The organism is Synechococcus sp. SynAce01 (assembly GCF_001885215.1).
In the GTDB taxonomy this organism is placed as follows: Bacteria; Cyanobacteriota; Cyanobacteriia; order PCC-6307; family Cyanobiaceae; genus Regnicoccus; species Regnicoccus frigidus.
Genome location: NZ_CP018091.1, coordinates 559,617 through 585,450, shown reverse-complemented (window position 1 = coordinate 585,450; position 25,834 = coordinate 559,617). Strand labels below are relative to the sequence as shown.

Genomic DNA, 25,834 nt, shown 5'->3' with positions numbered 1-25,834 from the left:
CTATGGCGTAAAGATCTTAATGACTGAGGTCAAGAACGGTCTTCAGAAACAAACGCTCTTCAGAATCAAAACGTGCGATGCCAGGCCAGGCGCCGCTCACCGAGGGCCAGCGCGAGGCTGCCGTCCCGGTTCAGTCCCACGGCCTGCCACGGTTCTCCCCGTATCCGCAGGGGGTCGGGCGGCAGGTGTAGCCGTTGACGGGCTTCGATCACAACGCCGTCCGGATCGCCGGCATGGCCCGCCGCCCAGTCCAGGGCCGAGAGGATGCGGGCGGAGAGGGCCTCCACCGCGCTGGTCTGGCATCGACGTCCCAGCGCTTCGGCCAGGTTGATCGCTCCCTCGGGTACCCGGTTGCGGCCATTGACCCCCAATCCCACCTGGGCCCAGCGGATGCGCCCGGATCTCAGCCGCAAGCGCGGCAGCAACCCCGCCAGCTTGCGTCCGTCGAGCAGCAGGTCGTTGGGCCACTTGATTTCCGCCTTCAGTCCGAGGCTTTCCAGCTGCAGGGCCAGGCCGACAGCCACCGCCAGGCCGGGATCTGCGGCGGTGGCTGGGTTCTGGGGCCAGGGCAGGGCCGCGCTCAGCCACACGCCGCCAGGGGACGAGAGCCAGACCCTCCCCCGCTGACCATGGCCATAGCGCTGCCGCCGGCTGAACACGGCAAGGGGCGCGCTGGCGCCGGCGGCAAGAAGTTGATTGAGAACGACCTCGGTACTGCCACACACCGGCAGGCCATGCAGCCGCCAGGACAGCGCCATGGAAGCCAGTGCCGGTGAATGACGGGCGTGGAGCAGCCGCTGCCGTGAAGCCGCAATCGCCCCGATCACGGCATCACGGCGAGAGCGTTTGCAGCCAGCGCCCGATTCGACTGGCACCGGCAGCCAGCGCCCCTTCTGGATGGACCAGCGCCAGCCTGACCCAGCCCTCACCAGCGGGGCCGAAGCCATTGCCAGGCGTAAGCGCCACGCCGGTGTGCTCGAGTAAGGCGGCGCAGAAGGCCTCCGATCCCAGCCCTGCCGCCCGCGCCGCCGGTGGCAGGGCCAGCCACAGATAGAGGGCCATCGAAGGCTTGCTCACGGGCCATCCCTCCGCTTCCAGGGCCAGCGCCATGCGGTCCCGCCGTTGCCGGTACACCGCCTTGAGCCGATCGGGCCACTCGGGGGCCTGCTCAAGGGCGGCGATCGCGCCGGCCTGCAGGGCCAGCGACTGGTTGAAATCAATCACTCCCTTCACCTGGCGCAAGGCCAGGATCAGCGGGGCTGCTCCGATCGCGAAGGCCAGCCGGAATCCACCCAGGCACCAGCTCTTCGAAAAAGAGAAGAACTCAATCCCGCACCGGCGCCAGTGCGGGTTTCGTAACAGGGCCGGAGCCTCACCCTCCAGGGCTAGATCCACGTAGGGATTGTCGTGGGCGAAGACGATGTTGTGACGCGCAGCCAGGTGCGCCGCCTCATCCACCCACTCCTGGCAGCCCACCGTGGCGGTGGGGTTGTGGGGGAACCCCAGCACCATCAGCTTCAGTTGATCCCACTGGCTGCTGGGAAGACGGCCGAAGTCGGGCCGCCAGCCGGCTTCGCTCTGCAACGGCAGCCGCAGGGGAACGGCCGAAGCGAGCTGCAGACCGCCGAGGTGGGAGGGGTAATAGGGATCGAGCAGCAGGGCCGACTCGCCTGGGTTGAGCACGGCCAGGGGCAGGTGGGCGGTGCCCTCCTGGGATCCCACCAGCAGCAGCACCTCCGACTCCGGATCCACCGCCACGCCGAAACGCCTCTGGGCCCAGTCGGCCACGGCCCGCCGAAACGGACCCGTGGCGTCATGGAGGCAGTAGGTGGCGCTGCTGGGCTGGGCGAGGGCGGCGGCCATCGCCGCGATCGCTGCCGGTGGTGGCAGCAGATCGGTGGAGCCGAGGGAGAGATCGAGCAGGCCGGGCCGTGGGGGCTCTCCTGCAGGGGCAGCCGAGGCCTGCTGCCGGTAGGTCGCCTTGCGCCCGTCGTTGCGGGCGAAGACACCACTGCCGAGTTGGCTGGAACGCCGGGACCTTGGCAACGGCATGACTTCGCCGTCAGAACTGGCCATCAGCGCGGCCCACTACTGCGGCCGATCATGGCGGGTCGTCACAGATGGGCGTCGAGGAAGGCCTGCAGCTGGGGTTTGGCCAGGGCACCCTCGTGGCGGGCCAGCTCTTTGCCGTCCCGGAAGAGAATCAGGGCCGGGATGCCCTGAACCTTGTAGTGGTCGCGGCTGCTGGGGTTGGCGTCCACCTCGATCTTGCCAACGGAGAGCCGACCCGCATAGTGCTCCGCTGTCCAGTCCATCAGGGGAGCGATCAGGCGGCAGGGGCCACACCAGGAAGCCCAGAAGTCAACAAGAACGGTGCCGCTGGCCTCCAGCACGTCGAGCTGGAAGCTGGAATCGGTGAAGACGGCGACAGCCACGGGGTTGGATCAAGTGCCGCGATTGTATGAATCCGCTGAGGCGGAGCGGATCAGAGGAGTGGCGACCCGGGTTCAGAGCTTGTCGATCGAGCGCTTGAGTTCCTCGAGTTCGGCATTCACTTCGGCCACCTTGACCGGTTCGAGAACCGGGGTGGGGGTGTCGGCGGAGAGCAGGGGCAAGGCCGAGGGGCCGCCTTCCAGGCGATTTTTCAACGCCGCGAGTTCGTCGTCCACGTCTGAGCCGCCCTCCAGGGAGGCGAACTGACTTTCGAGATCGGCTCCGGCCAGTTCGGCAGCCGCTTCGCTGCGCGCCTCCTGCTGGAGAACCTTCTCCTCCATCTGATCGAAGGCAGCCATGGCCGAGTTGGTGCCCATGCTGCTGACGGCACTCTGCAGCTGTTCCTGGGCCTGGGCCGCCTGGGAGCGGGCCTTGAGCATGTCCTTTTTGGTTTTGGCCTGGGCGATCTTTCCTTCGAGGGCCAGCAGGCTCTTTTTGAGGGTTTCCACCTGGCCCGACTGGCTGTTGAGCTGGCTGTGGAGGGCGGTGGCGGTGTCCTGGTAAGTCTTGCGACGGCTAAGGGCCTCGCGGGCCAGGTCTTCCTCGCCTTTCTTCAGCGCAAGCTCGGCGCGCTCGTACCAGGTTTTGCTTTGGGCGTCGGCCTGCTCGGCCTGATTCTTGATCCGTTTCTGGCTGGCGATCGCCGTGGCAACGGCCTGGCGAAGTTTCACCAGATCGGCCTGCATGTCGGTGACCGACTGGTCCAGGATCTTGCCGGGATCCTCAGCCTTGCTGACCAGATCGTTGAGGTTGGCCCGCAGCAGGCGGCTGAGCCGATCGAAGAAGCCCATGGATCACTGTGGGGTCGGATCTGAGGGTAGCGGCGGTCAAGCGGTGTGGGCTGGCGGTTGGCCGCACTTCGTGGGCCGCACCTAACATTTCGCCATGGCCATCGCTCCCCGCGATCAGACCCGGCAGATCGGCACGATTCAGGTGCTGGCGGCTCCCCCCCGGCCTGCCGCCGTCGGTCTGGGCGACTGCCTCGCCGTTCTCCAGGGACAGTGGAAACGGGACGGCAATCTGGTCGCTCTCTGGCAGGCGTGGCCGCGCATCGCCGGCAGCCAGCTCGCTCCCCACTGCCAGCCTCTCCATCTCCAGGCCGGGGTGCTCAGCGTCGGCGCCAGCCATCCCCAGTGGTTACAAGCCCTGCGCTACAACCGCCACCAACTGCTTGGAGCCCTGCGCGGCGCTGGTTTCTCGGTGCGCGATCTCCGCTTTCAGCAGCATTTTCCCGGCCTGGTGCCCACTCCTGGGGCCGAAGCGGAGGCGCTGGTCTGGGCCGTTCACCCCAGCCGGGTCGACGTTCACGGTGTCTCCGCTTGTCCGCGCTGCGGCAGCCCGGCGCCAGCAGGAGAACTGGGCCGCTGGGGGCAATGCAGCTTCTGTCATCGCCAGGACGGCGGCCTCAGTAGCGCTCGGGGCGGGGATCCCTCCAGCTGATCCTGGCTTTGCCCGCAGCTTGCAGACGCTCGGCTTCCTGATCCAGTCGAGCGCGCTCCACCCGCCAGAGCCGGTAGATGCCGTTGCTGGCCAACGGCGTCGCACCAAGGTTTTGCCAGTAGGGCAGCTGGCTGGTGGAGGCGTCGATCACCACCAGCACGGTCGGCGAGCTCGTCGCCGCTGCGGGCCGCTGCCCTCGGCGCGTTTCGTTGTCCAGCCGGTCACTCAGGTTCACCAGACCACTGGCCGAGAGGCCCTCATACAGCACCACCTGACGGCTGTAGTAGTGCAGCGATGGCTTCAGCACCCCGACCATCGCCAGGGATTCACCGGGCCTGACTTCCCGCCGGGCTGCCGCGGCCATTTCCCGAACGGGCAGCCCCCGCACGCCATCGCCAAGCTGCCACATCGGCAGGACGGCGAACAGGTGAAAGGCCACGAGGGGCAGTTGCAGGCCAAGCAACCAGCCCGCGAGCCCCCGGCTCCAACCAGTGGAGCTCCAGCCCCGCAGCCATGGCCAGAGACCGGCCACTGTGGCGATCGAGAAGCAGAACGCTGCTCGGTAGACCAATCTGCTGGCCAGCAGTTCCGCCGGAAGGGTGGGCATCTCCGGATCGTTGATCAAGGGCACCCATAGCGCTGACATCCAGAGCCCAACAGCCAGGGTGAAGGTGAGCGAGAGGGTGAGTCCCTGGGCAAGCCACAACAGGCGCCCTCCGGACAAGCGCCCGCCGGCGCTGTCCTGGGCGGCTAGGGCTATCAACAGGGCGGCAGCCGGCGTGGCCGGCAACCAGTAGCTGGGCAATTTGGTGGCCGCCAGGGTGAAGAACACCAGCACCGCCAGAAGCCAGCAGGCGGCGAAGCTGCGCAATGAGGCTGAAGCAGGCCGGCGCTCGCTGCCACCCTCTCCCCGGGTGGTCCCTTGCCGCGCTCCGTCCCTCAGGCCCCTGGCCAGGCCCAGACCAAGCAGGGGGGTGAAGGGCAGGCTGGCCACCACCATCACCGGCAGGAAATACCACCAAGGCTGCAGGTGGTCGTTGACGACCGAGCTGAAGCGCTGCAGGTTGTGATAGCCGAAGAAGCTGTCCCAGAACGGACGCCCTTCCACCACGAGCATGGCGGCGTACCAGGGCAGGGACACCAGCAGGCTGAGGCCCAGGCCCTGCACGGGCCTCAGCCGTCGCCACAGGGCCGCCAGGGCCCCCTGTCTCCAGCCGAAGCCCAGCAGAGTCAGTCCTGCCAGCACCAGGGCGACTGGACCCTTGCTGAGCACGGCCAGCCCCAGCACCAGCCATCCCGGCCACCAGGGCCGGCGCGGTTCTGCCCAGCACTGCCAGAACAACAACAGCGCCACCGAAAGGCAGCCGCTGAACAGCGCATCGCTGACGGCAATGCGGCTCCAGAGCAGCGTCAGGGGGGAGAGCGCGAAGGCCAGGGCGGCTGTCAAGGCGGTGAGGGCCACCTGTGGCCTCGACGGCATGGTCCCGGTTGGCTGTTCCCCTGACTGATCGCCCGGCTGGGGCCAGCGCAACAGCGTGAAGGCCAGGCTCAGCATCACCCCGATCGAGGCCAGGCCAGAGGGCAGCCGTGCGGCCCAGGTACCGAGCGGATTCCACTGTTCCTGGCCAGGCAGGGCATAGACCAGAGCCATCAGCCAATAGACCAGCGGCGGCTTGTCGTAGCGGGGCAGGCCATTGACCCAGGGGGTCAGCCAGTTGCCGCTCTCCGCCATGGCCCTGGCTGAGCCAGCGAACAGGGGTGGGGTCTCATCGACCAGGCCCGTTGCCCCGAGCTGCCAGAGGAACAATGGGATACCAATCGCCAGAACGATCAGCAGCACTGCCCGCTGGCTTGCGAGCCAGGGGGGCGCCCGCCAGACCGGGGAGCTTGGTGGTGCTGAAGCCGGCGGACGGGCGAAGGGCACGCAACAGAGATCAGGCGCCCAGAACCTACAGGCCCTCGCTCAACCAGGCCTCGATCCGGGCCGCGAACGCCTCCCGGGAGCAGTGCTGCTCCACCCAGCGGCGGCAGTCGTAGCGGTTGAGTTGCTCGGCTGCCGCGACGGCCCCGGCCATGGCCTCGCCGTCGTCAGGGGGCACCAGCATCCCGGTGAGCCCCGACTGCACCAGCTCGGCCGGGCCGCCCCGCCGGTAGGCCACCACCGGCACCCCGCAGGCCATCGCCTCGACCACCACGTTGCCGTAAGCCTCGTTCCACTTGGGCGTGTTCAGCAGCACCGCGCAGCCCCCCAGTTCGGCCTGAAGCCGTTCGCTGGGAAGGAATCCCCGCCAGTCGATGGTGCCGGCGGGGACGGAAGCCTCCACCGCCAGGGCATAGGCGGGATCCGCCCGCAACCCCCAGACCGACAGCCGGCGCCCCAGCTGGGCCGCCACGGCGGCCGCATCTTCCAGACCCTTCTCCGGGGCGATGCGTCCCGCCCAGCCCAGCCCGGCTTCGGGATCGGCCCGGGGGCGGAAGACGTAGCTCGCCAGGTCAAAGCCGTTGCCCACCACCTTCGCTGGCCTGCCCAGGCGGAAGTCACCGGCCTGGGCGGCGCTGTGGAAGGCAAGCCTGCCCGGGTTCCAGCGGTCCACGGCCGTGATCACCTCATCCATCACCGTGGCCACCGATCCCATGCTCACCAGGTGGAACAGCGGCGTGGCCAGATGGCGCGTCAGCCAGAAGGGCAGCCAGTCGTAGCCCAGGTTGAGAATCGCGTCGAAGTCGCCCTGGCGATTCAGCGCCGTTTCCCAGAGGCCGGCCAGCAGGCTGCCGGCCGGCAGTTGAACGCCCCCCTGGCGCGGCTGGTGTTGCCAGCTGGGCTGATCCACCCCCGGCTGGCTCCAGAGGGTGGCGGCTTCGCAGCCTGGCGGCAACTTGGAACCCTCGGCAGCCAGCACGGTGAGGCTGTGGCCCCGGTCGATCAAGCCGGCGACCAAGCCCGCCAGGGTCACTTCCACACCACCACCCTTGCCACTGCCCAGGGTTCCCACCGCCGTGCTCACCACCAGCAGCCTGCGGGGCGATCGGCTCATGGGCTCGCCTCCGCCACCTTGGGCCCTTCCCAGAGCCGTTGCCTTTGGTTGATCAAGACCACCGCCCCCAGGGCCAGGCCGGCACCCAGCCATTGCAGGGGAAACAGCCGTTCATCCAGCAGCAACACCCCGCAGAGCAAGGCAAACACGGGGGTCAGAAAGGTGAGGGCGGTGAAGCCGGTGAGATCCCCCTGGCGGGCAAACCAGAAGAAAAGGCCATAGGCCAGGGCGCTGCCCAGCAGGCTGGCGTAGGTCATCAGGCCCCAGTCGATGCGGCTCCAGGCCGGCCAGAACGGCGCGGCGCCGGGATCGAGAACGGTGGCCATCGCCGAGCCTCCCAGCAGAGGAAAGCTGCCGATCAGCATGTGCCAGCCGGTGATCGCCACCGGATCGCTGTGGGCCATGGCAAAGCGGCAGAGCACGGTGCCCACCGCCATGGCCACGGCGGCCCCAAGCATCCAGAGTTCGCCATGGCTCCAGGCCTCGACGCCCAGGGTGGAGGGGCCTTCCAACCAGAGGTGCTGCAGCAGCGGAGCGGGCAGGCCGAGGCAGACGATGCCGGCGAGCCCCACCAGCAGCCCCACCCAACCGACCGGATTGATCGCCTCGCCGAACAAACTGCGCGCCAGCAGCGCCACCAGCAGGGGCTGGGAGTCGATCAGAACTGAGCCCAGCCCAGCGCCGGTGTTGCCCAACCCCCGGGTCAGCAGCCCCTGGAACAGGCTGCCGTCGATCAGGGCAAAGGCGAGCAGCCAGAGCCGGTCTGCCGGGGCCACCCGCAAGGATCGGCCCATCACCACGGCGGCCAGAAGCACCGCCAGCCCGGCGGGCAGCAGGCGCAGCCAGGCCACGCTGAGTGGGCCTGCGCCGGCCAACAGTGGCTTCATCGCCGCCATCGCCGTACCCCAGAGCGCAAAGGGCAGGAGCATCAGCAGCCAACGTGAAGCTGGGGTCATTGGAGCCGCCGTCAACCACCTTTTTAAGATCCAGCGACTACGCACCGCAGCGAATGCCCTGGCCCTGGCGCCGCAAGTCTCGTAAAAGCATGGCGCGCATCGCGATCGAGGGGGCGATCGCCGGGGGTACGCGCGAGCGGGTGCTCAAGGCCCTGCGCAAGGTGGAGGAGCGGGAATACCCGGCCCTGCTGCTGCGCATCGACAGCCCGGGCGGCACGGTGGGCGACAGCCAGGAGATCCATGCGGCCGTGCTGCGCCTTCGCGAAAAGGGCTGTCGCGTGGTGGCCAGCTTCGGCAATATTTCCGCCTCCGGTGGCGTCTACCTGGGCGTGGCGGCCGAGAAGATCGTGGCCAATCCGGGCACGATCACCGGCTCGATCGGCGTGATCCTGCGCGGAAACAACCTCTCGAGGTTGCTGGAGCGGATCGGCATCAGTTTTGAAACCGTCAAGAGCGGCCTCTACAAAGACATTCTCTCGCCGGATCGCGCCCTCACCGAGGCGGAGCGCCAGCTGCTCCAGGCGTTGATCGACTCCAGCTACGGCCAGTTCGTGGCCGCCGTCGCCACGGGCCGCCGCCTCAGCGAGGAGGAGGTACGAGGCTTCGCCGATGGCCGGGTCTTCAGCGGCGCCCAGGCCAAAGAGCTCGGCCTGGTTGATGAACTGGGCGACGAGGACAGCGCCCGCCGCCTGCTGGCCCGACTGACGGGATTGGACGAAGACACGATCAGACCCACCACCTATGGCAAGCCGCCGAAACGACTGGCCTTCCTGATTCCTGGCCGCAACCTGCTGGGCCAGCTGCACCAGGCCGTCAGCCTGGAGCTGGCCTGGTGCGGCCAGCCGCTCTGGCTCTGGCGGCCATGAGCGAGGGGCAGCATCTGCGGGCCCTGCGAGGTGCCACCACCGCCGAAGCCAACACCGTGGCTGCCATCGCGGCCTCGGTGGAGGAGCTTCTCGATGCCTTGATCGAGCACAACAGCTTGCAGGGAGCCCAGGTGTTGTCGGTCACCTTTTCGGTGACGGCGGATCTGACGGCCTGTTTCCCCGCCGCCATTGCCCGCCGCCACACCGGCTGGGACGGGGTGGCCCTGCTTGATTGCCAGCAGATGGCCGTCGATGGAGACCTGCCCCGCTGCATCCGGCTGCTGGCCCATGCCTGGATGGAACCCGGCCGTCCGCCCGTGCATCCCTATTTGCGCCAGGCAGCCTTCCTCCGTCCGGACAGATCCGGTCACATCTGACAGCTGGGCGGCTGCCCTCCCGCCACTCCCCTGTTGCGGGTCTGGCCAGAGAATGGGGTTGCTGCTCCTTCCACCCACCCCGGCTCCGATTCCATGCCCTTCCCCAACCTTCTTCGCCAGCTTCGCCGGCGACGCTTCCGGCGGCCCGGCCCGATCGGCCAGCCCGCACTCGCCGTTGCTGCGGCCGGCCTGGCCCTGGGGGGGCTCGGTGCCGGCCTGGTTGGTGCCGTTGTGGGCGGTGCCGTGGCGCCGCAGCCAGCTTCAGCCCAGGGCACTCCTGGCCTGGTGGAGTTCCGCTGGGAGAACGATCGCGATTACAAACGGCTCTATTACTTCATGACGGATACCGGACGCCTGAAGCGCTCCGAGTACTACCTGATGTTGCGCGCCAAGGACCGCAACACGGCCATTCTCAAGCTGAGCGTGACGGTGCCAGACAATTTCGAGGCCAAGATCGAGGCCAATGACATTCAGCTCTGCTACATGCAGGAAGGCGGCATGATGTCGCGAACCCGCTGCCTGGAGAAGATTCCAGCCACGGTGGAAATCTCCAAAGGCGGTCAGTCGATCGACATCTTTCCCGATCGACCCATCCCTGACGATCGCACCATCGGGGTGTATATGAACATCTTCAATCCGTTCAACATCGGCATGTATCAGTTCAATGCCCTGGCCCAGGCGCCTGGAGATGTGCCTTTCGCGGGCTACTTGGGCAGCTGGCTGATTCAGATTGAAACGGCCACCAACTAACCACCCGCCCCCTGACTGATACGTTGGTTCATCGACCCAGAGCGAGTAGCAGAGCCGCCCCATGACCAAGCGCACCCTGGAAGGAACAAGCCGCAAGCGCAAGCGGGTGTCCGGCTTCCGTGTCCGCATGCGCTCCCACACCGGTCGGCGCGTGATCCGCACCCGCCGCCGCCGCGGACGGGCTCGCCTGGCGGTCTGATCGCGCAACGGTCGGTTCGATGGCCCTGCCGCCGGACCTGCGCCTGAGGGGGTATCGGGCTTTCGATCACCTCTATCGCAAAGGTCGTCGATTCCATGGCTCCTGGATGGTGCTACGCACCCTTGAAGCCGATGAGGCTCTGCTGAGCAAAGGCTCTGCGTTTGCAAAAGTCAGCCCCTGTCGCGGCGCAGTTGTGGTGAGCACGAAGGTCAGCAAACGCTCCGTCTGCCGCAACCGGCTGCGGCGCTTGATCCATGGCTGGATGCAGAACCATTGCAGGGTCTTGCCTGAGCCCTTGAGCGGCCAGTGGTTGCTGTTCAGCCTCAAGCCCGGCAGCGCCGAGGCCGCTGAGGAGCTCTTGCTGGGAGAATGTGAGTTGCTGTTTCAGAAGGCGGGTCTGAGCCAATGACGGGTCAAGGGCCTGAAGGGCCAAACGCAAGCACTCTCCCGACTGGTTCGGGTCAGGCCATCCCCAGCCCCATCGCGGAGCCTGTCTTCTATGAGGGCGGGCCGGCCCGCGGCGATCTGATTTTCAACCTGGTCTTCGGGCTCACCCTGATCGGCCTTCCCTTCGCGGTCGGGGCCATCGTTCGGGCCCTCTGGCTGCGTTATCGGATCACCAGCCGCCGGATCTCCGTGACCGGTGGCTGGCTCGGCCGCGACCGCAGCCAGATCAGCTATGGCCAAATTCGAGAGGTGCGCTCTGTTTCCCGGGGCTTCGGTGCCTGGGGAGACATGGTCCTTGTGCTTAATGACGGTTTCAAGCTGGAGATGCGCTCGGTTCCACGGTTCCGCGAAACCGAGGCTTACATCCTCGAGCGGCTTGCTGCCAGGAGCCCCTCGGGTGCGGTCGCCGGTCTTGCGGGCCCCGACAGCAAAGGATTCGGCGTCTCCCAGGCTTCCAGCGCCTGAACCGCTGACCCGCGCGATTGCCTCCCTGCTGGGGCACACTGATTCCCATACCCCTTCCACCCCCGCCGCTACCCCGCCGTGATCGGCTACATCTCCGACAACCTCCTGCTCCCGATCCTCGACTTTTTCTACGGTCTGGTGCCGAGTTACGGGCTGGCGATCGTCGCCTTGACGGTGGTGATCAGGCTTGCCCTGTTTCCACTCAGCGCCGGCTCAATCCGCAGTGCCAGGAGGATGCGGATCGCCCAGCCGGTCATGCAGAAGCGGCAGGCCGAAATCAAGGCGCGCCACGCCAGCGATCCAAAGAAGCAACAGGAAGAGCTGGGCAAGCTGATGAAGGAATTCGGCAGCCCCCTGGCCGGTTGTCTGCCGCTGCTGGTGCAGATGCCGATCCTGTTCGCGCTCTTTGCCACCTTGCGTGGGTCCCCCTTTGCCGATGTGCCCTACACCTTGAACCTGAAGGTTCTGCCGGCTGACCAGATCGCAGCGGTCGAAACCAAGCCGTTCAACAGCGCCAGCCATTCGATCTTCATCACCGAAACCAACCATGTGCCGGTGATCGCCAGCCTGGAGCAGGGCACCAAGCTGGGCGTTGGCGATGTGGCCCAGATCAACTTCCACACCAAGAGCGGTGAGTCCTTCACCAGCCTGCTCCAAGGGGTGGAGAACGGTACGGCCTACACCCCCTCCTGGAGCATCACCAAGGGGGATGGGGTGATCAAGGTGAGCGAGACAGGCCAGATCGAAGCGCTCAGCACCGGTGAAGCCACAATCGAGGCCAAGGTTCCTGGTCTGGCGGCCCGTAGCGGTTTCCTGTTTATCAAGGCCCTTGGCCAGGTGGGCTTCTACACCGACGGCGCGATCAACTGGGACATCGCCATCCTGGTGGGGGGCTTTGGTGCCACCCTGTTCATCTCGCAGATTCTCTCGGGCATGGGCATGCCGCCCAATCCGCAGCAATCGACGGCCAACAAGATCACCCCGGTGATGATCACCGGCATGTTTCTCTTCTTCCCCTTGCCGGCCGGGGTGCTTCTTTACATGGTGGTGGCCAACATCTTCCAGGGGCTGCAGACCTTTCTGCTCACCCGCGAAACCTTGCCGGATAATCTCCAGGTCATTCTCGATCAGCAGCTGGCCCAGCAGACCGTCGCGGTGGCCGCCACCGCCGGCGGCGGCATGGAGCGTCTTCCCTTCGAGCCCAAGGGTAAGAAGTGATGGAGCGGCGAAGGCCCCCTATTCCGGAGTCTCTGCCGCTCAAGCCCATCCCCCTGCAGGAGTTGCGCCTGCTCCAGGCCGGTGCGCACTGGGCCCTGGACCAGCATCTCGCCGAGATCGAAACCCTTTCCCCGGTGCGCGGGGAACTCCGGGCGCTCTGGATGGGAGATGGACTCCAGTTGAATGGCGAGGCCAGCGCCACCATCAGCTTGCGCTGTGATCGCTGTCTGGCGGACTACGACCATCCCCTCCACTTTCGCTGTCAGGAGCTGATCGCTCTGGGCACTGATGGCGACGAGGTTTTGGAGCCAGACGCGTCAACGCCCGAATCCCTTGCGCAACAGCTGCTCAACTTCAGCGGTTCAGGCGCTGGTGATCTCGATTCTTCTGGCCTTTGGCCGATTGAGACCGATAGCCCCAGTGAGTGCCTCGACCCCCTGGGCCTGTTTGATCCAGGTCACTGGATCTTCGAGCAGCTCCACCTCCAGTTGCCGTGCCGCAACGACTGTGGGGCTGCCTGCCCGGGCCCGGCCGTCTGGAGCACAGCGGAACTATCGGCCACAGGCCCCAGTTCGTCCAGCTCGGAGCCACCGCTGGATCCGCGCTGGGCGCGGCTCGGCCAACTGCGTTGAGGCGATGGCGATGGAGGCTGGCCCATGACTGAATCCTGGTCGGACCAACTCGACCTGCTGATCCGTGCCCGTGCTCCGATCCTCTGGATCCGCAGCCTGGAGGAGGAGCGGATTGAGACCCTGCTGGGCCTGGCCGCGGCTCGGCTCGGACAGCGCACCCTGTTTCGCTGGGATTTCGTTGATGGGATCGCCGGGCTGCCGAATCGCTCGGCCGAGGCCATCCGCAATCCGCTGGCGGCCCTCGACAGCCTCAAAAGCCTGCCCCAGGATCAGCCTGCCATTCTTCTGCTTCTCGATTTCCATCGCTACTGCGATGATCCGGGCATCTGCCGGCGCCTGCGCAATCTCTCGATCAGCCTGCGCCGCCAGCCCCAGACCCTGGTGATCACTGCACCCGACTGGCAGGTGCCCAGGGAGCTGGAGGAGTGCATCACCGTGCTCGATCTGCCCTTGCCCACGGCGCGGGAGATCCGCGACCTGCTCGAAAGCATCGCCCAGGCCAGTGGGCATCGCCCCCCTGCCGATGCCCTCGAGCAGCTCGTCCATTCCTGCAGCGGTCTGACTGAACAACGGATCCGCCAGGTGGCCGCCCGGGCCTTAGCCCGCCGTGGCCAGATCGGTGAGGCCGATCTCGCTGAGGTTCTCGAGGAAAAACGCCAGTCGATCGCCCGCAGCGAGCTGCTGGAGTACTGCCCCACTGAGGCGAGCCCGGCGGATATCGGCGGGCTGGAGGCCCTCAAGCAATGGCTTGACCAGCGCCGCCTGGCCTTCAGCGACGAAGCCGAGCGCTATGGCCTGCCCCTGCCCAGGGGGGTGCTGCTGGTGGGGCCCCAGGGCACGGGCAAGTCACTGACAGCCAAGGCGATTGCCCACAGCTGGGCGATGCCCCTGCTGCGGCTGGATGTGGGTCGGCTGTTTGCCGGTCTGGTGGGAGCGAGCGAAGCGCGCACCCGCGACATGATCCGCCGGGCCGAAGCGATGGCACCCTGCGTGCTCTGGATCGATGAGATTGACAAGGGCTTCGGGGGCGACAGCCGCAGCGATGGGGGAGCCAGCCAGCGGGTGCTGGCCAGCCTGCTCACCTGGATGGCCGAGAAGACCACGGCGGTGTTCGTGGTGGCCACGGCCAACGGTGTGGCCAACCTGCCGCCGGAGCTGATGCGCAAGGGGCGCTTCGACGAGATCTTTCTGCTCGATCTGCCCGATGCGGCCGAGCGGCGCACCATCCTGGATCTGCAGCTGCGCCGCCGCCGTCCCGCCCATGCGATCCCCCTGGAGGTGCTGGTGGATCGCACCGATGGCTTCTCCGGCGCCGAACTCGAGCAGATCGTGGTGGAGGCCATGCACCTCGGCTTCGGTGCCCACCGTGACTTTTCAGAAGCGGACCTGATCCGGGCTGCCAGCGATCTTGTACCGCTGTCGCGAACGGCACGGGAGCAGATGGATGCCCTCAAGCAGTGGGCCAGCAGCGGCCGCGCCAGGCCTGCCTCCAGGTTGCGGGGTGTAACGAAAACAGACTCCCGGTAACGAACCCCGACACCGGGTAACGAAACAGCGGAAATCCAGCTGGGGCCAGGGTGTTGATCCCTACGGTGCCTGCAGTTGCCAGCCCACCTTGGACCGTCCTTCCGCTACCACCCAACTGGCTGTGGCCTTCCTCGGCGCCGGCGTGATCACCAGCTTTGCAGTAGCCCAGGGCCAGAATCCCATCACCGCCCTTGGAATCACGGTCTTTTCCGCCCTCGCCGCGGTCATGGTCGGCCAGGTGCTCTGAGCCAGGCCGGATCCCACTTGAGCGCCTAGTTCACGGACCTGACTGAAGGTGTTGTCTTGTCTGCATCTAGATCGTTTGAACGTGCTCGAACCGTTGATCCGTGCTCACTAAGACCCGATTCGCTCGGGTCTCCCTGGCCTGAGTTGTTTTTGGCAACGGCTTTGCTCTCAGTGGCAATGTAGATGGCCTTGGGAGAAGCTGTCAGGGGTCTTGGCTGTTGACTATTGAATCCAGCCAATTGATTCAGCCAATGGTCCAGACAGTTGCAAGTGGCGTGGATCTTCCCTGATTCAGGCCCTGTTAAATGCCTCTTTTTGGCCAACTGAAAGCTGGTACACTACACAACTATTCTGTCCCACCCTCTGGGCAGCAGGCAAAGAGACTAGTGGGGAAGATGACAACCTACAGTCTATTGATGGACAGGACATAGTGACCAGAACAGATTGCGCTTTCGCAAGAAATAGCGGAAACTGTTTTTCTGTCTTGGAACGCATAAAACAGTATTACAACCCTTCGGCGCTATTTTGAATTCGACAAAGAAGCGCTAAAAAAAATCTGTTGGCTGTATCCAGAGTGCGGCATACCTGAAGACGGGCACTTTATTTATGGTAATCACGATACCGTTTAGGGCTTGGCAGGCAAGCCAGGAGCCTATGTCCATGCAGGGTTGAATCGCGAGATCAAAAATTTTGGCGGGGGTGAGTAGTACATCATCGGTAGCGAGCAATTTGAGCACTCAATAAGCTATCGAATTCATTTTAGATTGGTATGAGCAATTCGAAGAAGCTCGTGTTATTGTTTATTTTGGAAAAAACTTTAGCCATGTTAGAGGGAAACCACTTGGAAATACAGGGTTTGAAAGGTGACTGGTGCTTCCTTGAAGATCAGCGCGAGCAGGCTCCTGATTGGTGCGGCCAGGCCTAGGGCCCGAGCTTCTGCAAAAGCAAAATGACTATCGAGAATCTTGACGAGGGGCTGGTTTGGATCAAGGCTGGCGAAGGAAAAGATGTCACGCCCTAAACTGGCTTTAAGTGGGAAGGGTTGGTTGTCTGAATGGATGATAGCAAGATAGGCATCGATAGCTGAATGGGGAATACTGGACTTGAGCAGGCAGTAACCCTCGCGAGCCAATTGCCTGAGGGCTTCAACCTGGATTGGATCGTTGATCTGTGTGATTCTCGCTTCAACTTGCTCTGGTTCCTGATCAATCCATAGCCTGCTGTTCAGTCCGAGCTGACCCAATCCCTTCGCTCCCCTGGCTCAAGCCTATCAAGGTTCATTTCTTCCCCTAGAAACGTTATGTCGAGCGCCATCATCCCTGCCGATCCCCAGACGCTGCGCGGCGAACCGCTGAGCCCTGCCCAGCTTCGGGCGCTGATGCCAGCCCTGGCGAACAAGACCTACTTCAACTATGGCGGCCAGGGGCCACTGCCTTCGCCGTCGCTGGCGGCGATTACCGAGAGCTGGCAGCGTATCCAGGAGCTGGGGCCCTTCACGGGATCCATCTGGCCGTGGCTGGCGGCTCAGACCCAGGGTCTGCGCGCTGATCTGGCGGTCATCTGCGGCGTGCCGCCCCATCGGCTGGCGCTTACCGAAAATGTGTCCAGTGGCTGCGTGCTGCCGCTCTGGGGTTTGCCCTGGCAGGGCGGCGATGAACTGTTGATCGGTGATTGCGAGCATCCCGGTGTGGTGGCGGCCTGCCGGGAGCTGGCCCACCGTGAAGGGCTCACGCTCAGCACCCTGGCGGTGGGCTCGATCCGCCCGGGTTCAGGCGTGGCCAGCGATGGGGCCGTGCTTGACGCTCTTGATCAGGCCCTCACTCCGCGCACCCGCCTGGTGGTGCTCTCCCACCTGCTTTGGAACACCGGTCTGGTGATGCCGATCGAAGCGGTGGCCCAGCGGCTGGAGCACCACCCTCGCCATCCCTGGTTGCTGGTCGATGCCGCCCAGTCGGTGGGGTCCCTGCCGGTGGCGGCGGCAGCCTCGGCGGCCGATATCTACGCCTTCACCGGCCACAAGTGGTGTTGCGGTCCAGAGGGCCTGGGGGGTGTGGCCCTGTCGGAGCGAATCCTCAGCGCATCAAGACCGACGCTGGGGGGATGGCGCAGCCTGGCCAATGAGAACGATGCCGGCCTTGATGGCCCGGGTGGTGGCCATGATCCGTGGCACCACGATGGTCGCCGCTTCGAGGTAGCCACCTCCTGCGCTCCTTTGATGGCCGGGTTGCGCTGCTCGCTTGAACTGCTGGATGCGGTCGGAGGGGCGCCGGCTCGTCTGGCCTTGATCCGCGAGCGCAGCAGCCAGCTCTGGCTTGGTCTTCAGGCCATCCCAGGGCTGAAGACCCTGCTCCAGGAGCCGCCGCCAGCTGGTCTGGTCAGTGTTGAACTGGAGGGCGATGGCCGGGGCCACACGCCGGAATCTCTGGTGGAACAACTGGGCCAGCAGGGAGTTTGGCTGCGCAGCCTTGATCACCCCCACTGTCTGCGGGCCTGCACCCACCTGACCACCACCAGCGAGGAGGTGGAGCAGCTGTTGGCCGCCCTCAACTCCTTTCTCCACTAGCAGTGCCCGGATGGGTGTCAGGCCTGGTCGTCAGTCAGGCTGTTTCGGGATCGAACATCGCCTTGAAGACCCAACCGGCCAGCAGAGCCCCCACGATTGGGGCCAGCCAGAACAGCCACAACTGGCCCACGGCCTGGCCTCCGACCCAGAGCGCCACACCGGTGCTGCGGGCAGGGTTCACCGAGGTGTTGGTGACAGGAATACTGATCAGGTGAATCAGGGTCAGGGAGAGACCAATCGGCACGCCGGCGATGGCGCCGAGCTCCTGTTTGTGGGTGGCGCCGAGGATCACCAGCAGGAAGACGAAGGTGAGGATCACTTCGATCACCAGCGCAGAGAGCAAGCCGTAGCCACCGGGGGAGTGGGCACCGAAGCCATTGGTGGCCAAAGGATTGCTGCCGGTCAGTTCAAAACCGGGGCGCCCACTGGCGACCAGCTTGATCACGCCACCGGCGATCACGGCGCCGAGCACCTGGGCGACGATGTAAGGCAGCAGCCCGGAGCCTGGAAACTTGCCGCCGGCCCAGAGGCCGAAGCTCACGGCGGGATTGATGTGGCAGCCGGAAATATGGCCGATGGCATAAACCATCGTTAACAGGGTGAGGCCGAAGGCGATCGATACGCCGAGAAAACCGAGGCCCAGGGGGTTGGCGGCGGCGTTGTCATAGGGAAAGACGGCAGCCAGCACGGCGCTGCCGCAGCCACCGAGGACAAGCCAGAAGGTCCCAATCAGTTCGGCTAGGAACTTTTTGGGCATCGGCACACTTTGGGACATGAATTGAAACCGTTGGGTCGAAGAAAGGCGTTGTAAGGATAACAATCACCCCTTCCCGCTCCTGGAGCGATCAAGCCAGGCGCTGGTGCAGGGCCTGCTGCGCTTCCTCCCGGTCGTCGAAGTGGATCTTGGTGGTGCCGAGGATCTGGTAATCCTCGTGGCCCTTACCGGCGATCAGCACCAGATCACCGGCCGTTGCTGCCGCAATGCTCAGGGCAATGGCGCTGGCCCGATCCCCTTCCACCAGCAGATCCGTGCCGGCGGGGATGCCGGCCGCCACGTCGTCAAGGATGCGCCCCGGATCTTCGGTGCGTGGGTTGTCGGAGGTGACGACCACCCGGTCGGCCAGGCGAGCGGCAATGGCCGCCATCTGGGGCCGCTTGCCCCGATCCCGGTCACCACCGCAGCCGAACACACAGATCAGTCGCCCGCTGCAGAAGGGTCTGCAGGCGGCCAAGGCGTTCTCCAGGCCATCTGGCGTGTGGGCGTAGTCGACCAGCACAGCCGGCAAGGCCTCCGTGCCAGCCGAGTGTTCAGCCAGCCGCACCCGCTCCATGCGCCCGGGCACGCCGGGGAATGAGGGGATGGCCTCCAGCAGCCGGGGCAATGCCACGCCCTGCTGCTGCAGCACCCCCACCGCCTGCAACAGGTTCATCAGGTTGAAGCGGCCCACCAGGGGTGATCGGAACGGGCCATGGCCCAGCGGCGTATGCAGCCTGCCGCTGACCCCATCGGCACTGAAGCTCAGCTCCCCCATCCGCAGCTCGGCGTCGGCTGCGTTGAGGGAGCTGCGCCAGAGGCGCTCGCCGAGGCTGCCGGCCAGGTGGTCCGCCAATTTCGCCCCCCAGGGATCATCGATGTTCACCACCGCACAGCCCGCCAGCAACGGTTCGGCGAACAACAGGGCCTTGGCCTCGAAATAGGCCTGCATCGACGGGTGGTAGTCGAGGTGGTCCTGGCTCAGGTTGGTGAACACGGCTCCGGCGAAATGGCAGCCCGCCACCCGCCCCTGGTCGAGGGCGTGGGAACTCACCTCCATGGCCGCCAGGGCGCTGCCCGCCGCAACGGCCTCAGCCAGCTGGCCCTGCAGCAGGTCGGCGAAGGCTGTGGTGTGGCTGGCCGTGGCGCGATGGCCGGGCCAGCGGTTGACCAGGGTGCCGAACAGGGCCGTGGTCTGGCCCGCCGCGGCGGCCAGGTGCTCGATCAGGTGGGTGGTCGTGGTTTTGCCATTGGTGCCGGTGACACCGATCAAGGCCAGCTTCTGGCTTGGATTTTGCCAGAACGCGGCCGCCAGCCGTCCGGGCCAGGGGGCCAGTGGCCCTTCCAGCACCAGCACTGGATCGCCCGGCTGGGGGGGCTGCGCCGCCGCCGCTTCCACCCCGATCACCGCGGCCACGGCACCGGCCTCCAAGGCCTTGGGCCAGAAGCTGCCGCCATCGACCTGGCCGCCGGGCAGGCCGATGAACAAGGTGCCAGGGCTGATCCGCCGCGAATCGGAGCTGACGCCGCTGACCTCCCCGTCTGGCAGGCCAGTGGGAATGGCAAGACCGGCCTGAAGCAGCAGGGGGTGGAGCGTTGGGGGCATGGCGGGCTGGAAGCGGGCGGCGGTGTGGATGGTTCGAGCCGGGGCGAGCCGGGGCGAGCCGGAGCTGGGCCAGTTTGCTCGGCAGGATCAGGCTGGTGGGGGGGAAAGGGCAGCAAGCGCTTTGCCCAGCCAGCGCTCCAGGCCATCACCCCGCAGCCGGGGAGGAACCCGCGGCAGCTCGATCAGGCCGCTGCTTCGGCCCACGGCCAGTACCGGCACCTCCAGGTCATAGCGAGCCTTCAGGGCTGGATCGGTGTCGATGTCGACCACCTGCAGCTGTGGCGGGAGCGGCAGGGCGGCCAGGCGATCAGCCAGGCCTGCGCACAGGCAACACCCTTCACGGCTGAACAGGGTGAGCGGGGGGAGGGCAGCCATGGTGCGCGGCGAGAGGGTGTTATGGAGAGGGCGCTGTGGAGGGGTGTGGGGCCCGCTTGAGCAGGGCCAGCCGGGCTCAGTCCGGGACCGGATCGCAGCCGCAGGGGGTGAAGGGATGGCAGCGCAACAGGCGGCGCAGGGTGAGCCAGCCGCCACGCCAGGGGCCATGGCGCTCGATCGCCTCGATCCCATAGGCGCTGCAGCTGGGGATGAAGCGGCAGCGGGGGCCCAGCAAGGGTGAGATCCAGCGGCGGTAGGCCGCGATCAGGCCCAGCAGCAGGGCGCTCAGAAGCCTGCTGAAGCCAGAGGCAGGCCGGTCTCCTGAAGAGCCAACCGATAGGATCTCCGATTGGTGCGGCACTGCAGGCAGGCATGGGGAGACGTTCCCCATCCTGCCTGCAGCAGAGCCCCACCTTTCCCTGCCCTTTGCCCCTTCCTTCATGTCTCGCTACCGCGGTCCTCGCCTGAGGGTGACGCGGCGCTTGGGAGACCTTCCCGGTCTCACCCGTAAGTCCGCCAAGCGGGCTTATCCCCCCGGTCAGCACGGCCAAGCCCGTCGCAAGCGCTCCGAATACGCCATCCGCCTCGAAGAAAAGCAAAAGCTTCGCTTCAACTACGGCATCTCCGAGCGCCAGCTCGTGCGCTACGTGAAGAAAGCGCGCGCCCAGGACGGCTCCACAGGAACCAACCTGCTCAAACTGCTTGAGAATCGCCTCGACAACATCTGCTTCCGCCTCGGTTTCGGGCCCACGGTTCCCGGTGCTCGCCAACTGGTCAACCATGGTCACGTGACTGTGAATGGTCGTGTGGTTGACATCCCCAGCTACCAGTGCCGCCCCGGCGACCTGATCGTGGTTCGCGATCGCAAGGCCAGCCGCCAACTCGCTGAAGGCAACCTGGAATTCCCCGGTCTGGCCAACATTCCCCCCAATTTGGAGCTCGACAAGACCAAGCTCTCCGCCAAGGTGAATGCCCGGATCGAGCGGGAATGGGTGGCCCTGGAAATCAACGAATTGCTGGTGGTGGAGTTCTACAGCCGCAAGGTCTGATCCTCGGGACCTTTCCACTCAGCTCCTTTGCTTGCTTCTCATCACCCCGCCTTTGGCGGGGTTTTTTGATGGGAAGGGGGCTGCTGCCAACAGGCCGAGATGGGCAGATCCTGTGCCAGCTTTGGTTCTTTACCCGAGGCGCAGGACGCGCTGGGCATTGGTGGAGCAGACCTTGATCCGCTGGTCTTCGCGGATGGCGGCGTTCTCGATCCAATCGGCAGCAAGCTGAATGTCTTCATACGGGTAATCGGTGGAAAACATCACCGCCTGATCGCCCATTGTCTCCAGGGCACACCGGAGGGGGGCATCCGCACACACTCCCTATGTGGTCACCATCACATGGCTCTTCAGCGTCTCTGACGGAGATCGACTCAACGTCCGACCGATAGTTGTCACGTCGGCACGGCTGTCCAGCCGCCAGAGCATGTAAGGCAGGGTTTCACCCATATGGCCAAGGATCACCGAGGCCTGAGGATGGCGGTCAAACACCCTGGAGAACACCAGCCGCAGGACGTGGGTGGCGGTGTCACAGGTCCAGCTCCAGACGGCGCCCTCCAGCTCAGGATGACCGTTGAAGGCCTGAGACTCTCCGCTGACCAACCCAGGATGCAAATAAAGCGGCACATCAAGCTGTTCGAGCGTGTGCCAAAAAGGAGCGAATTGGGGTTCATCCAGGTAGGCACCACCGGTGGAACCATTCACCAAGGCCCCCACGAAACCGAGCTCTGAAACGCAACGTTTGAGTTCATCACAGGCAGCGTCAACATCCTGCAGAGCAAGACAAGCGAAACCGCGAAACCGTTCAGGAGCGAACGCCGTGCGCACATGCAGAAAATCATTGGCGCGACGGGCAAGCTCCACCGCAAGGGTCGCATCCTTGATGGATTGCACACCAGGCGCCGTCTGGGAAAGGACGGCCATGGAGATCCCAGCGCGATCCATGGCTTGGAGGCGCTGTTCTGATAGATCAGGCAAGGCAGCCTCAATGGCGCCAAGAATGTCGGGATCGAAGAACGCCACATCCTTGATGGAGGGCTCAAGACCCGGGGCACTGAAGTGTTCCTCCAGGGCAATTTTGTTCATGACCCTTGGCCTGATGGGGTTTCCACGTCCATATCACCGGATCCAACAGAAAAATTCCCGGAGGGAGCAGCCCTCAACCGCTGATCAATTGCTCCAGGGCCGCCGTCACATCGGCTTGCCGCATCAGGGCCTCGCCGACAAGAACCGCATCGGCACCGGCCTCCACAACGCGGTCGAGATCCCCACGGCTGTGCAGGCCTGATTCGCTCACCAGCAGGGCTCCCTTCTGGCGCAGGCGCTCGCCAAAGCGGGCCATCAGGCTGTCGGTGGTGGCCAGATCCGTGGTGAATGTGGTGAGATCGCGGTTGTTGATCCCGATCAACTCCACCCCATCTAGGCCCAGCACCCGTTCGAGTTCCAGCTCGTCATGCACCTCGACCAGCACGGCCAGATCGAGGCTGCGGGCGGCCCTGAGCAGGTAGGTGATATCCTGGTCGCTGAGGATCGCGGCGATCAGCAGGGCCGCATCAGCGCCGGCAGCCCGTGCCTGATACAGCTGATAGGGGGAGAGGATGAAGTCTTTGCAGAGCAGGGGCAGCTCCACCACCTGCCGCACCGCCACCAGCACCTCAAACCCTCCCTGGAAAAAGGTCTTGTCGGTGAGCACCGACAGGCAGCTGGCCCCACCGGCCACATAGCCCGAGGCGATCGCCACCGGATCGAAATCCTCCCGGATCACCCCCTGGCTCGGGCTGGCCTTTTTGATCTCGGCGATCACGGCCGGCTTGCGGCAACTGGCCCGCAGGGCCGACACGAAATCCCGGGTGGGCGGCAGAGCCTCCACTTGCTGCCTCAGTTGCAGCAGGCTGACGCGCTCTTTATCGGCGGTGATCTCACGATCCTTCGCCCACACAATCTTTTCGAGGATGTGACGGGGTTCGGCTTCGCTGTGGGGGATGCCGTACTGAAGGTGGGCCACCTTCACCGGTGGATTGGGGGGACGGCGGCGAATCTCCAAAGGCCGGTGGCAAGGGTACTGATCGTAGGAATCGATGGGTTGCTCTGGTTCTTAGAGCTGGGCGGCGGCCTGCTTGTAGGCCACCTCCACCAGTTCACTGAGGGTGGGATGGGTGTGAACTTCGCTGGCGAGTTCGCGCACCCCCTGGCGGCGGGCCACGGCGTTGGCGATCTCCTGGATCAAGTCGGCGGCGTGGAGCCCGTAGATGTGGGCACCGAGCACTTCGCCGCTGTCCTTGCGGAACAGCAGTTTCATCAGCCCATCACTGTCGAGTTCGGCCAGGGCCTTGGTGTTCGCTTTGAAGTAGCTGCGCACCAGGCCGAGCTCGAACCCTTCGCTGGTGGCCAGCGCCCTGGCGTCGCTTTCACTGAGGCCCACCGAGCTGATCTCCGGATGGGTGAAGGTGGCGGCGGGGATGGAGCGGTAATCGATCAGGCGGCTGTGGCCAAGGATGTTCTCCACCGCCACAGAGCCCTGGGCAGCGGCGGTGTGGGCGAGCATCATCTTCCCGGTCACATCGCCCACGGCCCAGAGGTGGGCCACCGGCTCGCCGTTGGCCAGCACGCGCATGGCGTCGTCGACCGGGATGAAGCCGCGCTGGGTTTGCACCCCCACGCTGGCCAGGTTGAGATCTTTGCTGATCGGCACCCGGCCGGTGGCAACCAGCACCGCGTCGACCTCCAGCACCTCCACGAGCTCCTTGCTGGCCATGTCCGCCAACTCGATGCGCACCGGTGAACCCGGCTCCACCTTGCGGGCCAACAGGCCGGCACGGGTGTCGATCTCGCGGCCATCGATCAGCCGCCGGGCCGCGATCTTGGCGATGTCGGGATCGAAGGTGGGCATCACCCGATCGAGGGCCTCGATCATCGTGACCTCACAGCCCAGGGCGGTGTAGACGTCGGCGAATTCCAGGCCGATGTAGCCGCTGCCGATGATCGCGATCCAGCGCGGTAACCACTCCAGGTTGATCGCGTCATCGCTGGTGAAAACGGTGCGGCCGTCGGTGTTGATGCCGGGTGGGACAAACGGGTCGGAACCGGTGGCGATGATCACCTCCTTGGCGCTGTAAACCTTCTCGACGCCGCTGGCCTCGCGCACCGCCACCCGCTGGGCGCCATCGAGCCGACCCTTGCCGCGCAGGATCTTGGTGCCGGAGCGCTCCAGGGTTTTGGTGAGGTTGGCGCGAATCGCGGCCACAAGCTGGTGGGCGTGGTCGGCGATTGCCTGGCGTTCGAAGCGAACCGGTGCCGCATGGATGCCAAACCCCCTGAGGTGCTCAACGTCGGCCAGTTCCCGCACCCGGCCACTGGCGGCCAGCAGGGCCTTGGAGGGCACACAGCCTCGGTTCACGCAGGTGCCGCCCATGTCGCGTGATTCGACGATGGCGGTGCGCAGCCCGTGATCGGCCGCGTGCTTGGCGGCATCGAAGCCGCCGTAGCCGGCCCCGATCACGATCACATCGAAGTCGAAACTCACAGTGGTGCGTTGCTGCTAATAGCCGGCATTCTCTCCTGTTGCTGGCGCCAGCGCTCCAATAGCAAGGGAGCGGCCGCCACCGCCACGTTCAGCGACTCGACGGCGCGGCTGTGGGGAATGGTGACGTGGTGGCTGCAGCAAGCCAGTAGATCGGGCGCCACCCCTGCGGCTTCATTGCCGAGCAGCAGCACGGTGGGGCGGGTCCAATCGAGCTGCCAATACGGAGTGGCTGGGGTGGCGGCTGCCATCGCGTCGCCTGCTGGAACCACGCTGGCCGCCACCTGAACCCCCTGCTGGCGCGCCTGCTGCAACCGCGAAGCCAGGGCCTCAAACCGCTGCAGCGGCAGGGCCAGGGCCGCGCCTGCGGAGGCCCGCAGCACCTTGGGTTGCCAGGGATCAGCCCCGCCAGCGAGCCAGAGAGCCTCCACCCCGGCGGCCAGGGCCGTGCGCATCAAGGTGCCGAGGTTGCCGGGATCCTGCAGATGATCGAGCGCCAGCACGAAGCCGATTGGCCCCTCAGCGGCCGGATCGGGCCAGGGCAGGCTGAGCACCACCCCGTCGGGATGGGCCGTGGTGGCGACGGCGGCCAGCACCGACTCGGACACGGGGCGAAGGGCCGGCATCGGGCTCCAGGCAGGATGCCGCTGCAGCCAGGCCGGGGTGGCCAGCACCTCTCTGGGTGCCAGGCCAAGGCTGATGACCTCTTCGAGCAGATGGGTGCCTTCAAGCAGCAGCAGGCCCTGCTCACGCCTGCCCTCAGATTTTTGCAAGGCCCGGAATCGGGCCACCAGCGGATGGCGCCGGCTGGTGATCAGCGGCTCAGAAGTGCTGATGGCGACGAACCATGGTGGACTCTTCCAGGACCAGATTCGCCTCTACCAGGTCAATGCCCTGGATCGAGGCCACTTCTCCTTTCAGGCCTTCCTGTTGAAGATTCTCCACCAACTTCTTCACCACGATGTCTTCAATGGTGATTTGATCGAAGGCGTCGGGGGTGAGGCTTTCGAGGAATTTGCCGATTTTTCCCGCCACCACATCGGACGCATTGGTGATCTTGAGGACGATCATCGGAAATCTGGTTCAGCGGTGCATGGGACCCAACACCGGGCAGAAACAGTAGCCACGTTTGGAGCTGGAGTGAAAAATGCGGATGGGGAGACTTGAACTCCCACGACATTGCTGCCACTAGTACCTGAAACTAGCGCGTCTACCAATTCCGCCACATCCGCTGGCCCGCCACCGAAGTGGGCTCCAAACCATAAAACATCGTGGTGCCCCATCCCCCCATCTCCCGGCGGGGGCTGAAGGCTGGGTTG

At 65.4% G+C, this 25,834-nt stretch carries 29 protein-coding genes, 1 tRNA gene and 1 pseudogene; 13 read left to right on the top strand and 18 right to left on the bottom strand.

Features of this window, described 5'->3' with window-relative positions; translation table 11 throughout:
* Nucleotides 1-65 precede the first annotated feature (65 nt).
* The 4 genes from BM449_RS03065 to BM449_RS03050 form a co-directional block, all read right to left on the bottom strand.
* Nucleotides 66-758, bottom strand: a complete 693-nt coding sequence (locus BM449_RS03065) for a biotin--[acetyl-CoA-carboxylase] ligase (RefSeq protein ID WP_162922836.1) — start codon at nucleotides 756-758, stop codon at nucleotides 66-68.
* Nucleotides 759-831: 73 nt separating this feature from the next.
* A complete protein-coding gene (locus tag BM449_RS03060) occupies nucleotides 832-2,046 on the bottom strand; it encodes an aminotransferase class I/II-fold pyridoxal phosphate-dependent enzyme (RefSeq protein WP_120352816.1) in 1,215 nt (404 codons plus the stop codon).
* A 68-nt stretch (nucleotides 2,047-2,114) separates the two neighbouring features.
* Nucleotides 2,115-2,435 (bottom strand): thioredoxin, encoded by a 321-nt coding sequence (gene trxA / locus BM449_RS03055; RefSeq protein WP_071800017.1) that lies wholly within the window; start codon nucleotides 2,433-2,435, stop codon nucleotides 2,115-2,117.
* 72 nt (nucleotides 2,436-2,507) lie between these two features.
* Nucleotides 2,508-3,284: a PspA/IM30 family protein gene (locus BM449_RS03050; protein WP_071800016.1), complete on the bottom strand. Its 777-nt coding sequence runs from the start codon at nucleotides 3,282-3,284 to the stop codon at nucleotides 2,508-2,510.
* A gap of 94 nt (nucleotides 3,285-3,378) precedes the next feature.
* On the opposite strand from BM449_RS03050, the gene BM449_RS03045 reads away from it, so the two are divergent.
* Entirely contained in the window at nucleotides 3,379-3,933 is a 555-nt protein-coding gene (locus tag BM449_RS03045; protein ID WP_071800015.1) for a DUF721 domain-containing protein, read from the top strand.
* On the opposite strand, the gene BM449_RS03040 is transcribed toward BM449_RS03045, so the two are convergent.
* The 3 genes from BM449_RS03040 to BM449_RS03030 all read right to left on the bottom strand — a co-directional run bounded on the left by BM449_RS03040 (nucleotide 3,899) and on the right by BM449_RS03030 (nucleotide 7,924).
* Complete coding sequence (locus BM449_RS03040; RefSeq protein ID WP_071800014.1) at nucleotides 3,899-5,773, bottom strand: glycosyl transferase; 1,875 nt, start codon at nucleotides 5,771-5,773, stop codon at nucleotides 3,899-3,901. The genes BM449_RS03045 and BM449_RS03040 overlap by 35 nt on opposite strands.
* Before the next feature lie 109 nt (nucleotides 5,774-5,882).
* Nucleotides 5,883-6,968, bottom strand: a complete 1,086-nt coding sequence (locus BM449_RS03035) for a glycosyltransferase (protein WP_071800013.1) — start codon at nucleotides 6,966-6,968, stop codon at nucleotides 5,883-5,885.
* Nucleotides 6,965-7,924 carry a DMT family transporter gene (locus BM449_RS03030; protein WP_071800012.1) on the bottom strand — a complete coding sequence of 320 codons (960 nt, stop codon included), beginning with the start codon at nucleotides 7,922-7,924 and terminating at the stop codon, nucleotides 6,965-6,967. Before BM449_RS03030 ends, BM449_RS03035 begins: the two co-directional genes overlap by 4 nt.
* A 53-nt stretch (nucleotides 7,925-7,977) precedes the next feature.
* Here BM449_RS03030 and sppA point away from each other — a divergent pair, with 53 nt between their 5' ends.
* From sppA to BM449_RS14905, 10 genes are all read left to right on the top strand, one after another.
* Complete coding sequence (sppA, locus tag BM449_RS03025) at nucleotides 7,978-8,790, top strand: signal peptide peptidase SppA (protein ID WP_071800011.1); 813 nt, start codon at nucleotides 7,978-7,980, stop codon at nucleotides 8,788-8,790.
* The gene (gene aroH / locus BM449_RS03020; RefSeq protein ID WP_071801906.1) at nucleotides 8,787-9,167 is read left to right on the top strand and encodes a chorismate mutase; all 381 of its coding nucleotides are present in this window, start codon (nucleotides 8,787-8,789) and stop codon (nucleotides 9,165-9,167) included. The genes sppA and aroH overlap by 4 nt, the downstream gene beginning before the upstream one ends.
* A gap of 93 nt (nucleotides 9,168-9,260) precedes the next feature.
* Nucleotides 9,261-9,917, top strand: a complete 657-nt coding sequence (locus BM449_RS03015) for a DUF2808 domain-containing protein (protein ID WP_083544362.1) — start codon at nucleotides 9,261-9,263, stop codon at nucleotides 9,915-9,917.
* A gap of 61 nt (nucleotides 9,918-9,978) precedes the next feature.
* Complete coding sequence (rpmH, locus tag BM449_RS03010) at nucleotides 9,979-10,116, top strand: 50S ribosomal protein L34 (protein ID WP_006170261.1); 138 nt, start codon at nucleotides 9,979-9,981, stop codon at nucleotides 10,114-10,116.
* A 19-nt stretch (nucleotides 10,117-10,135) separates the two neighbouring features.
* Nucleotides 10,136-10,525, top strand: coding sequence for a ribonuclease P protein component (locus tag BM449_RS03005; RefSeq protein WP_071800010.1), 390 nt, complete (start codon nucleotides 10,136-10,138; stop codon nucleotides 10,523-10,525).
* A gap of 59 nt (nucleotides 10,526-10,584) precedes the next feature.
* Complete coding sequence (locus BM449_RS03000) at nucleotides 10,585-11,028, top strand: PH domain-containing protein (RefSeq protein WP_071801904.1); 444 nt, start codon at nucleotides 10,585-10,587, stop codon at nucleotides 11,026-11,028.
* Between the two features lie 78 nt (nucleotides 11,029-11,106).
* Nucleotides 11,107-12,246, top strand: a complete 1,140-nt coding sequence (gene yidC, locus BM449_RS02995) for a membrane protein insertase YidC (protein WP_071800009.1) — start codon at nucleotides 11,107-11,109, stop codon at nucleotides 12,244-12,246.
* Nucleotides 12,246-12,878 (top strand): DUF177 domain-containing protein, encoded by a 633-nt coding sequence (locus BM449_RS02990; RefSeq protein ID WP_071800008.1) that lies wholly within the window; start codon nucleotides 12,246-12,248, stop codon nucleotides 12,876-12,878. The genes yidC and BM449_RS02990 overlap by 1 nt, the downstream gene beginning before the upstream one ends.
* A gap of 24 nt (nucleotides 12,879-12,902) precedes the next feature.
* The gene (locus BM449_RS02985) at nucleotides 12,903-14,405 is read left to right on the top strand and encodes an AAA family ATPase (protein ID WP_071800007.1); all 1,503 of its coding nucleotides are present in this window, start codon (nucleotides 12,903-12,905) and stop codon (nucleotides 14,403-14,405) included.
* A gap of 88 nt (nucleotides 14,406-14,493) precedes the next feature.
* The gene (locus BM449_RS14905; RefSeq protein WP_162922835.1) at nucleotides 14,494-14,652 is read left to right on the top strand and encodes a hypothetical protein; all 159 of its coding nucleotides are present in this window, start codon (nucleotides 14,494-14,496) and stop codon (nucleotides 14,650-14,652) included.
* Between the two features lie 825 nt (nucleotides 14,653-15,477).
* On the opposite strand, the gene BM449_RS02980 is transcribed toward BM449_RS14905, so the two are convergent.
* Nucleotides 15,478-15,894 (bottom strand): hypothetical protein, encoded by a 417-nt coding sequence (locus tag BM449_RS02980; RefSeq protein ID WP_071800006.1) that lies wholly within the window; start codon nucleotides 15,892-15,894, stop codon nucleotides 15,478-15,480.
* A 57-nt stretch (nucleotides 15,895-15,951) separates the two neighbouring features.
* On the opposite strand from BM449_RS02980, the gene BM449_RS02975 reads away from it, so the two are divergent.
* Nucleotides 15,952-17,214 carry an aminotransferase class V-fold PLP-dependent enzyme gene (locus BM449_RS02975; RefSeq protein ID WP_083544361.1) on the top strand — a complete coding sequence of 421 codons (1,263 nt, stop codon included), beginning with the start codon at nucleotides 15,952-15,954 and terminating at the stop codon, nucleotides 17,212-17,214.
* Between the two features lie 34 nt (nucleotides 17,215-17,248).
* Here BM449_RS02975 and aqpZ read toward each other — a convergent pair whose 3' ends face one another.
* The 4 genes from aqpZ to yidD all read right to left on the bottom strand — a co-directional run bounded on the left by aqpZ (nucleotide 17,249) and on the right by yidD (nucleotide 20,340).
* Nucleotides 17,249-17,989 (bottom strand): aquaporin Z, encoded by a 741-nt coding sequence (gene aqpZ, locus BM449_RS02970; protein WP_255448074.1) that lies wholly within the window; start codon nucleotides 17,987-17,989, stop codon nucleotides 17,249-17,251.
* Nucleotides 17,990-18,059: 70 nt separating this feature from the next.
* Nucleotides 18,060-19,574 carry a UDP-N-acetylmuramoyl-L-alanyl-D-glutamate--2,6-diaminopimelate ligase gene (locus BM449_RS02965; protein WP_071800005.1) on the bottom strand — a complete coding sequence of 505 codons (1,515 nt, stop codon included), beginning with the start codon at nucleotides 19,572-19,574 and terminating at the stop codon, nucleotides 18,060-18,062.
* 87 nt (nucleotides 19,575-19,661) lie between these two features.
* Nucleotides 19,662-19,949, bottom strand: coding sequence for a glutaredoxin family protein (locus BM449_RS02960; protein WP_071800004.1), 288 nt, complete (start codon nucleotides 19,947-19,949; stop codon nucleotides 19,662-19,664).
* A gap of 76 nt (nucleotides 19,950-20,025) precedes the next feature.
* Entirely contained in the window at nucleotides 20,026-20,340 is a 315-nt protein-coding gene (yidD, locus tag BM449_RS02955; RefSeq protein ID WP_083544360.1) for a membrane protein insertion efficiency factor YidD, read from the bottom strand.
* Nucleotides 20,341-20,389: 49 nt separating this feature from the next.
* Between yidD and rpsD the strand changes: the two genes are divergently transcribed.
* Nucleotides 20,390-20,998: a 30S ribosomal protein S4 gene (gene rpsD / locus BM449_RS02950; RefSeq protein WP_071800003.1), complete on the top strand. Its 609-nt coding sequence runs from the start codon at nucleotides 20,390-20,392 to the stop codon at nucleotides 20,996-20,998.
* A gap of 129 nt (nucleotides 20,999-21,127) precedes the next feature.
* On the opposite strand, the pseudogene BM449_RS02945 reads toward rpsD, so the two are convergent.
* The 6 genes and pseudogenes from BM449_RS02945 to BM449_RS02920 all read right to left on the bottom strand — a co-directional run bounded on the left by BM449_RS02945 (nucleotide 21,128) and on the right by BM449_RS02920 (nucleotide 25,747).
* Nucleotides 21,128-21,940 (bottom strand): annotated as a pseudogene (locus tag BM449_RS02945) (amidohydrolase family protein).
* A gap of 214 nt (nucleotides 21,941-22,154) precedes the next feature.
* Nucleotides 22,155-23,039 carry an indole-3-glycerol phosphate synthase TrpC gene (trpC, locus tag BM449_RS02940; RefSeq protein ID WP_071800002.1) on the bottom strand — a complete coding sequence of 295 codons (885 nt, stop codon included), beginning with the start codon at nucleotides 23,037-23,039 and terminating at the stop codon, nucleotides 22,155-22,157.
* 51 nt (nucleotides 23,040-23,090) lie between these two features.
* Nucleotides 23,091-24,518 carry a dihydrolipoyl dehydrogenase gene (locus BM449_RS02935; RefSeq protein ID WP_071800001.1) on the bottom strand — a complete coding sequence of 476 codons (1,428 nt, stop codon included), beginning with the start codon at nucleotides 24,516-24,518 and terminating at the stop codon, nucleotides 23,091-23,093.
* Entirely contained in the window at nucleotides 24,515-25,288 is a 774-nt protein-coding gene (locus BM449_RS02930; RefSeq protein WP_233831010.1) for an RNA methyltransferase, read from the bottom strand. The genes BM449_RS02935 and BM449_RS02930 overlap by 4 nt, the downstream gene beginning before the upstream one ends.
* 49 nt (nucleotides 25,289-25,337) lie before the next feature.
* Entirely contained in the window at nucleotides 25,338-25,586 is a 249-nt protein-coding gene (locus BM449_RS02925; protein WP_071799999.1) for a hypothetical protein, read from the bottom strand.
* 77 nt (nucleotides 25,587-25,663) lie between these two features.
* A tRNA-Leu gene (locus tag BM449_RS02920) sits at nucleotides 25,664-25,747 on the bottom strand.
* Between the last annotated feature and the right edge of the window lie 87 nt (nucleotides 25,748-25,834).

Bases quoted from the DNA above. Each gene is read 5' to 3' on its own strand.
- BM449_RS03065 (WP_162922836.1), bottom strand. From the start codon at position 758: ATGGCGCTGTCCTGGCGGCTGCATGGCCTGCCGGTGTGTGGCAGTACC.
- BM449_RS03050 (WP_071800016.1), bottom strand. From the start codon at position 3,284: ATGGGCTTCTTCGATCGGCTCAGCCGCCTGCTGCGGGCCAACCTCAAC.
- BM449_RS03045 (WP_071800015.1), top strand. From the start codon at position 3,379: ATGGCCATCGCTCCCCGCGATCAGACCCGGCAGATCGGCACGATTCAG.
- BM449_RS03035 (WP_071800013.1), bottom strand. From the start codon at position 6,968: ATGAGCCGATCGCCCCGCAGGCTGCTGGTGGTGAGCACGGCGGTGGGA.
- BM449_RS03030 (WP_071800012.1), bottom strand. From the start codon at position 7,924: ATGACCCCAGCTTCACGTTGGCTGCTGATGCTCCTGCCCTTTGCGCTC.
- sppA (WP_071800011.1), top strand. From the start codon at position 7,978: ATGCCCTGGCCCTGGCGCCGCAAGTCTCGTAAAAGCATGGCGCGCATC.
- aroH (WP_071801906.1), top strand. From the start codon at position 8,787: ATGAGCGAGGGGCAGCATCTGCGGGCCCTGCGAGGTGCCACCACCGCC.
- BM449_RS03015 (WP_083544362.1), top strand. From the start codon at position 9,261: ATGCCCTTCCCCAACCTTCTTCGCCAGCTTCGCCGGCGACGCTTCCGG.
- rpmH (WP_006170261.1), top strand. From the start codon at position 9,979: ATGACCAAGCGCACCCTGGAAGGAACAAGCCGCAAGCGCAAGCGGGTG.
- BM449_RS03005 (WP_071800010.1), top strand. From the start codon at position 10,136: ATGGCCCTGCCGCCGGACCTGCGCCTGAGGGGGTATCGGGCTTTCGAT.
- BM449_RS02990 (WP_071800008.1), top strand. From the start codon at position 12,246: ATGGAGCGGCGAAGGCCCCCTATTCCGGAGTCTCTGCCGCTCAAGCCC.
- BM449_RS02985 (WP_071800007.1), top strand. From the start codon at position 12,903: ATGACTGAATCCTGGTCGGACCAACTCGACCTGCTGATCCGTGCCCGT.
- BM449_RS02975 (WP_083544361.1), top strand. From the start codon at position 15,952: ATGTCGAGCGCCATCATCCCTGCCGATCCCCAGACGCTGCGCGGCGAA.
- aqpZ (WP_255448074.1), bottom strand. From the start codon at position 17,989: ATGTCCCAAAGTGTGCCGATGCCCAAAAAGTTCCTAGCCGAACTGATT.
- BM449_RS02965 (WP_071800005.1), bottom strand. From the start codon at position 19,574: ATGCCCCCAACGCTCCACCCCCTGCTGCTTCAGGCCGGTCTTGCCATT.
- BM449_RS02960 (WP_071800004.1), bottom strand. From the start codon at position 19,949: ATGGCTGCCCTCCCCCCGCTCACCCTGTTCAGCCGTGAAGGGTGTTGC.
- yidD (WP_083544360.1), bottom strand. From the start codon at position 20,340: ATGGGGAACGTCTCCCCATGCCTGCCTGCAGTGCCGCACCAATCGGAG.
- rpsD (WP_071800003.1), top strand. From the start codon at position 20,390: ATGTCTCGCTACCGCGGTCCTCGCCTGAGGGTGACGCGGCGCTTGGGA.
- BM449_RS02925 (WP_071799999.1), bottom strand. From the start codon at position 25,586: ATGATCGTCCTCAAGATCACCAATGCGTCCGATGTGGTGGCGGGAAAA.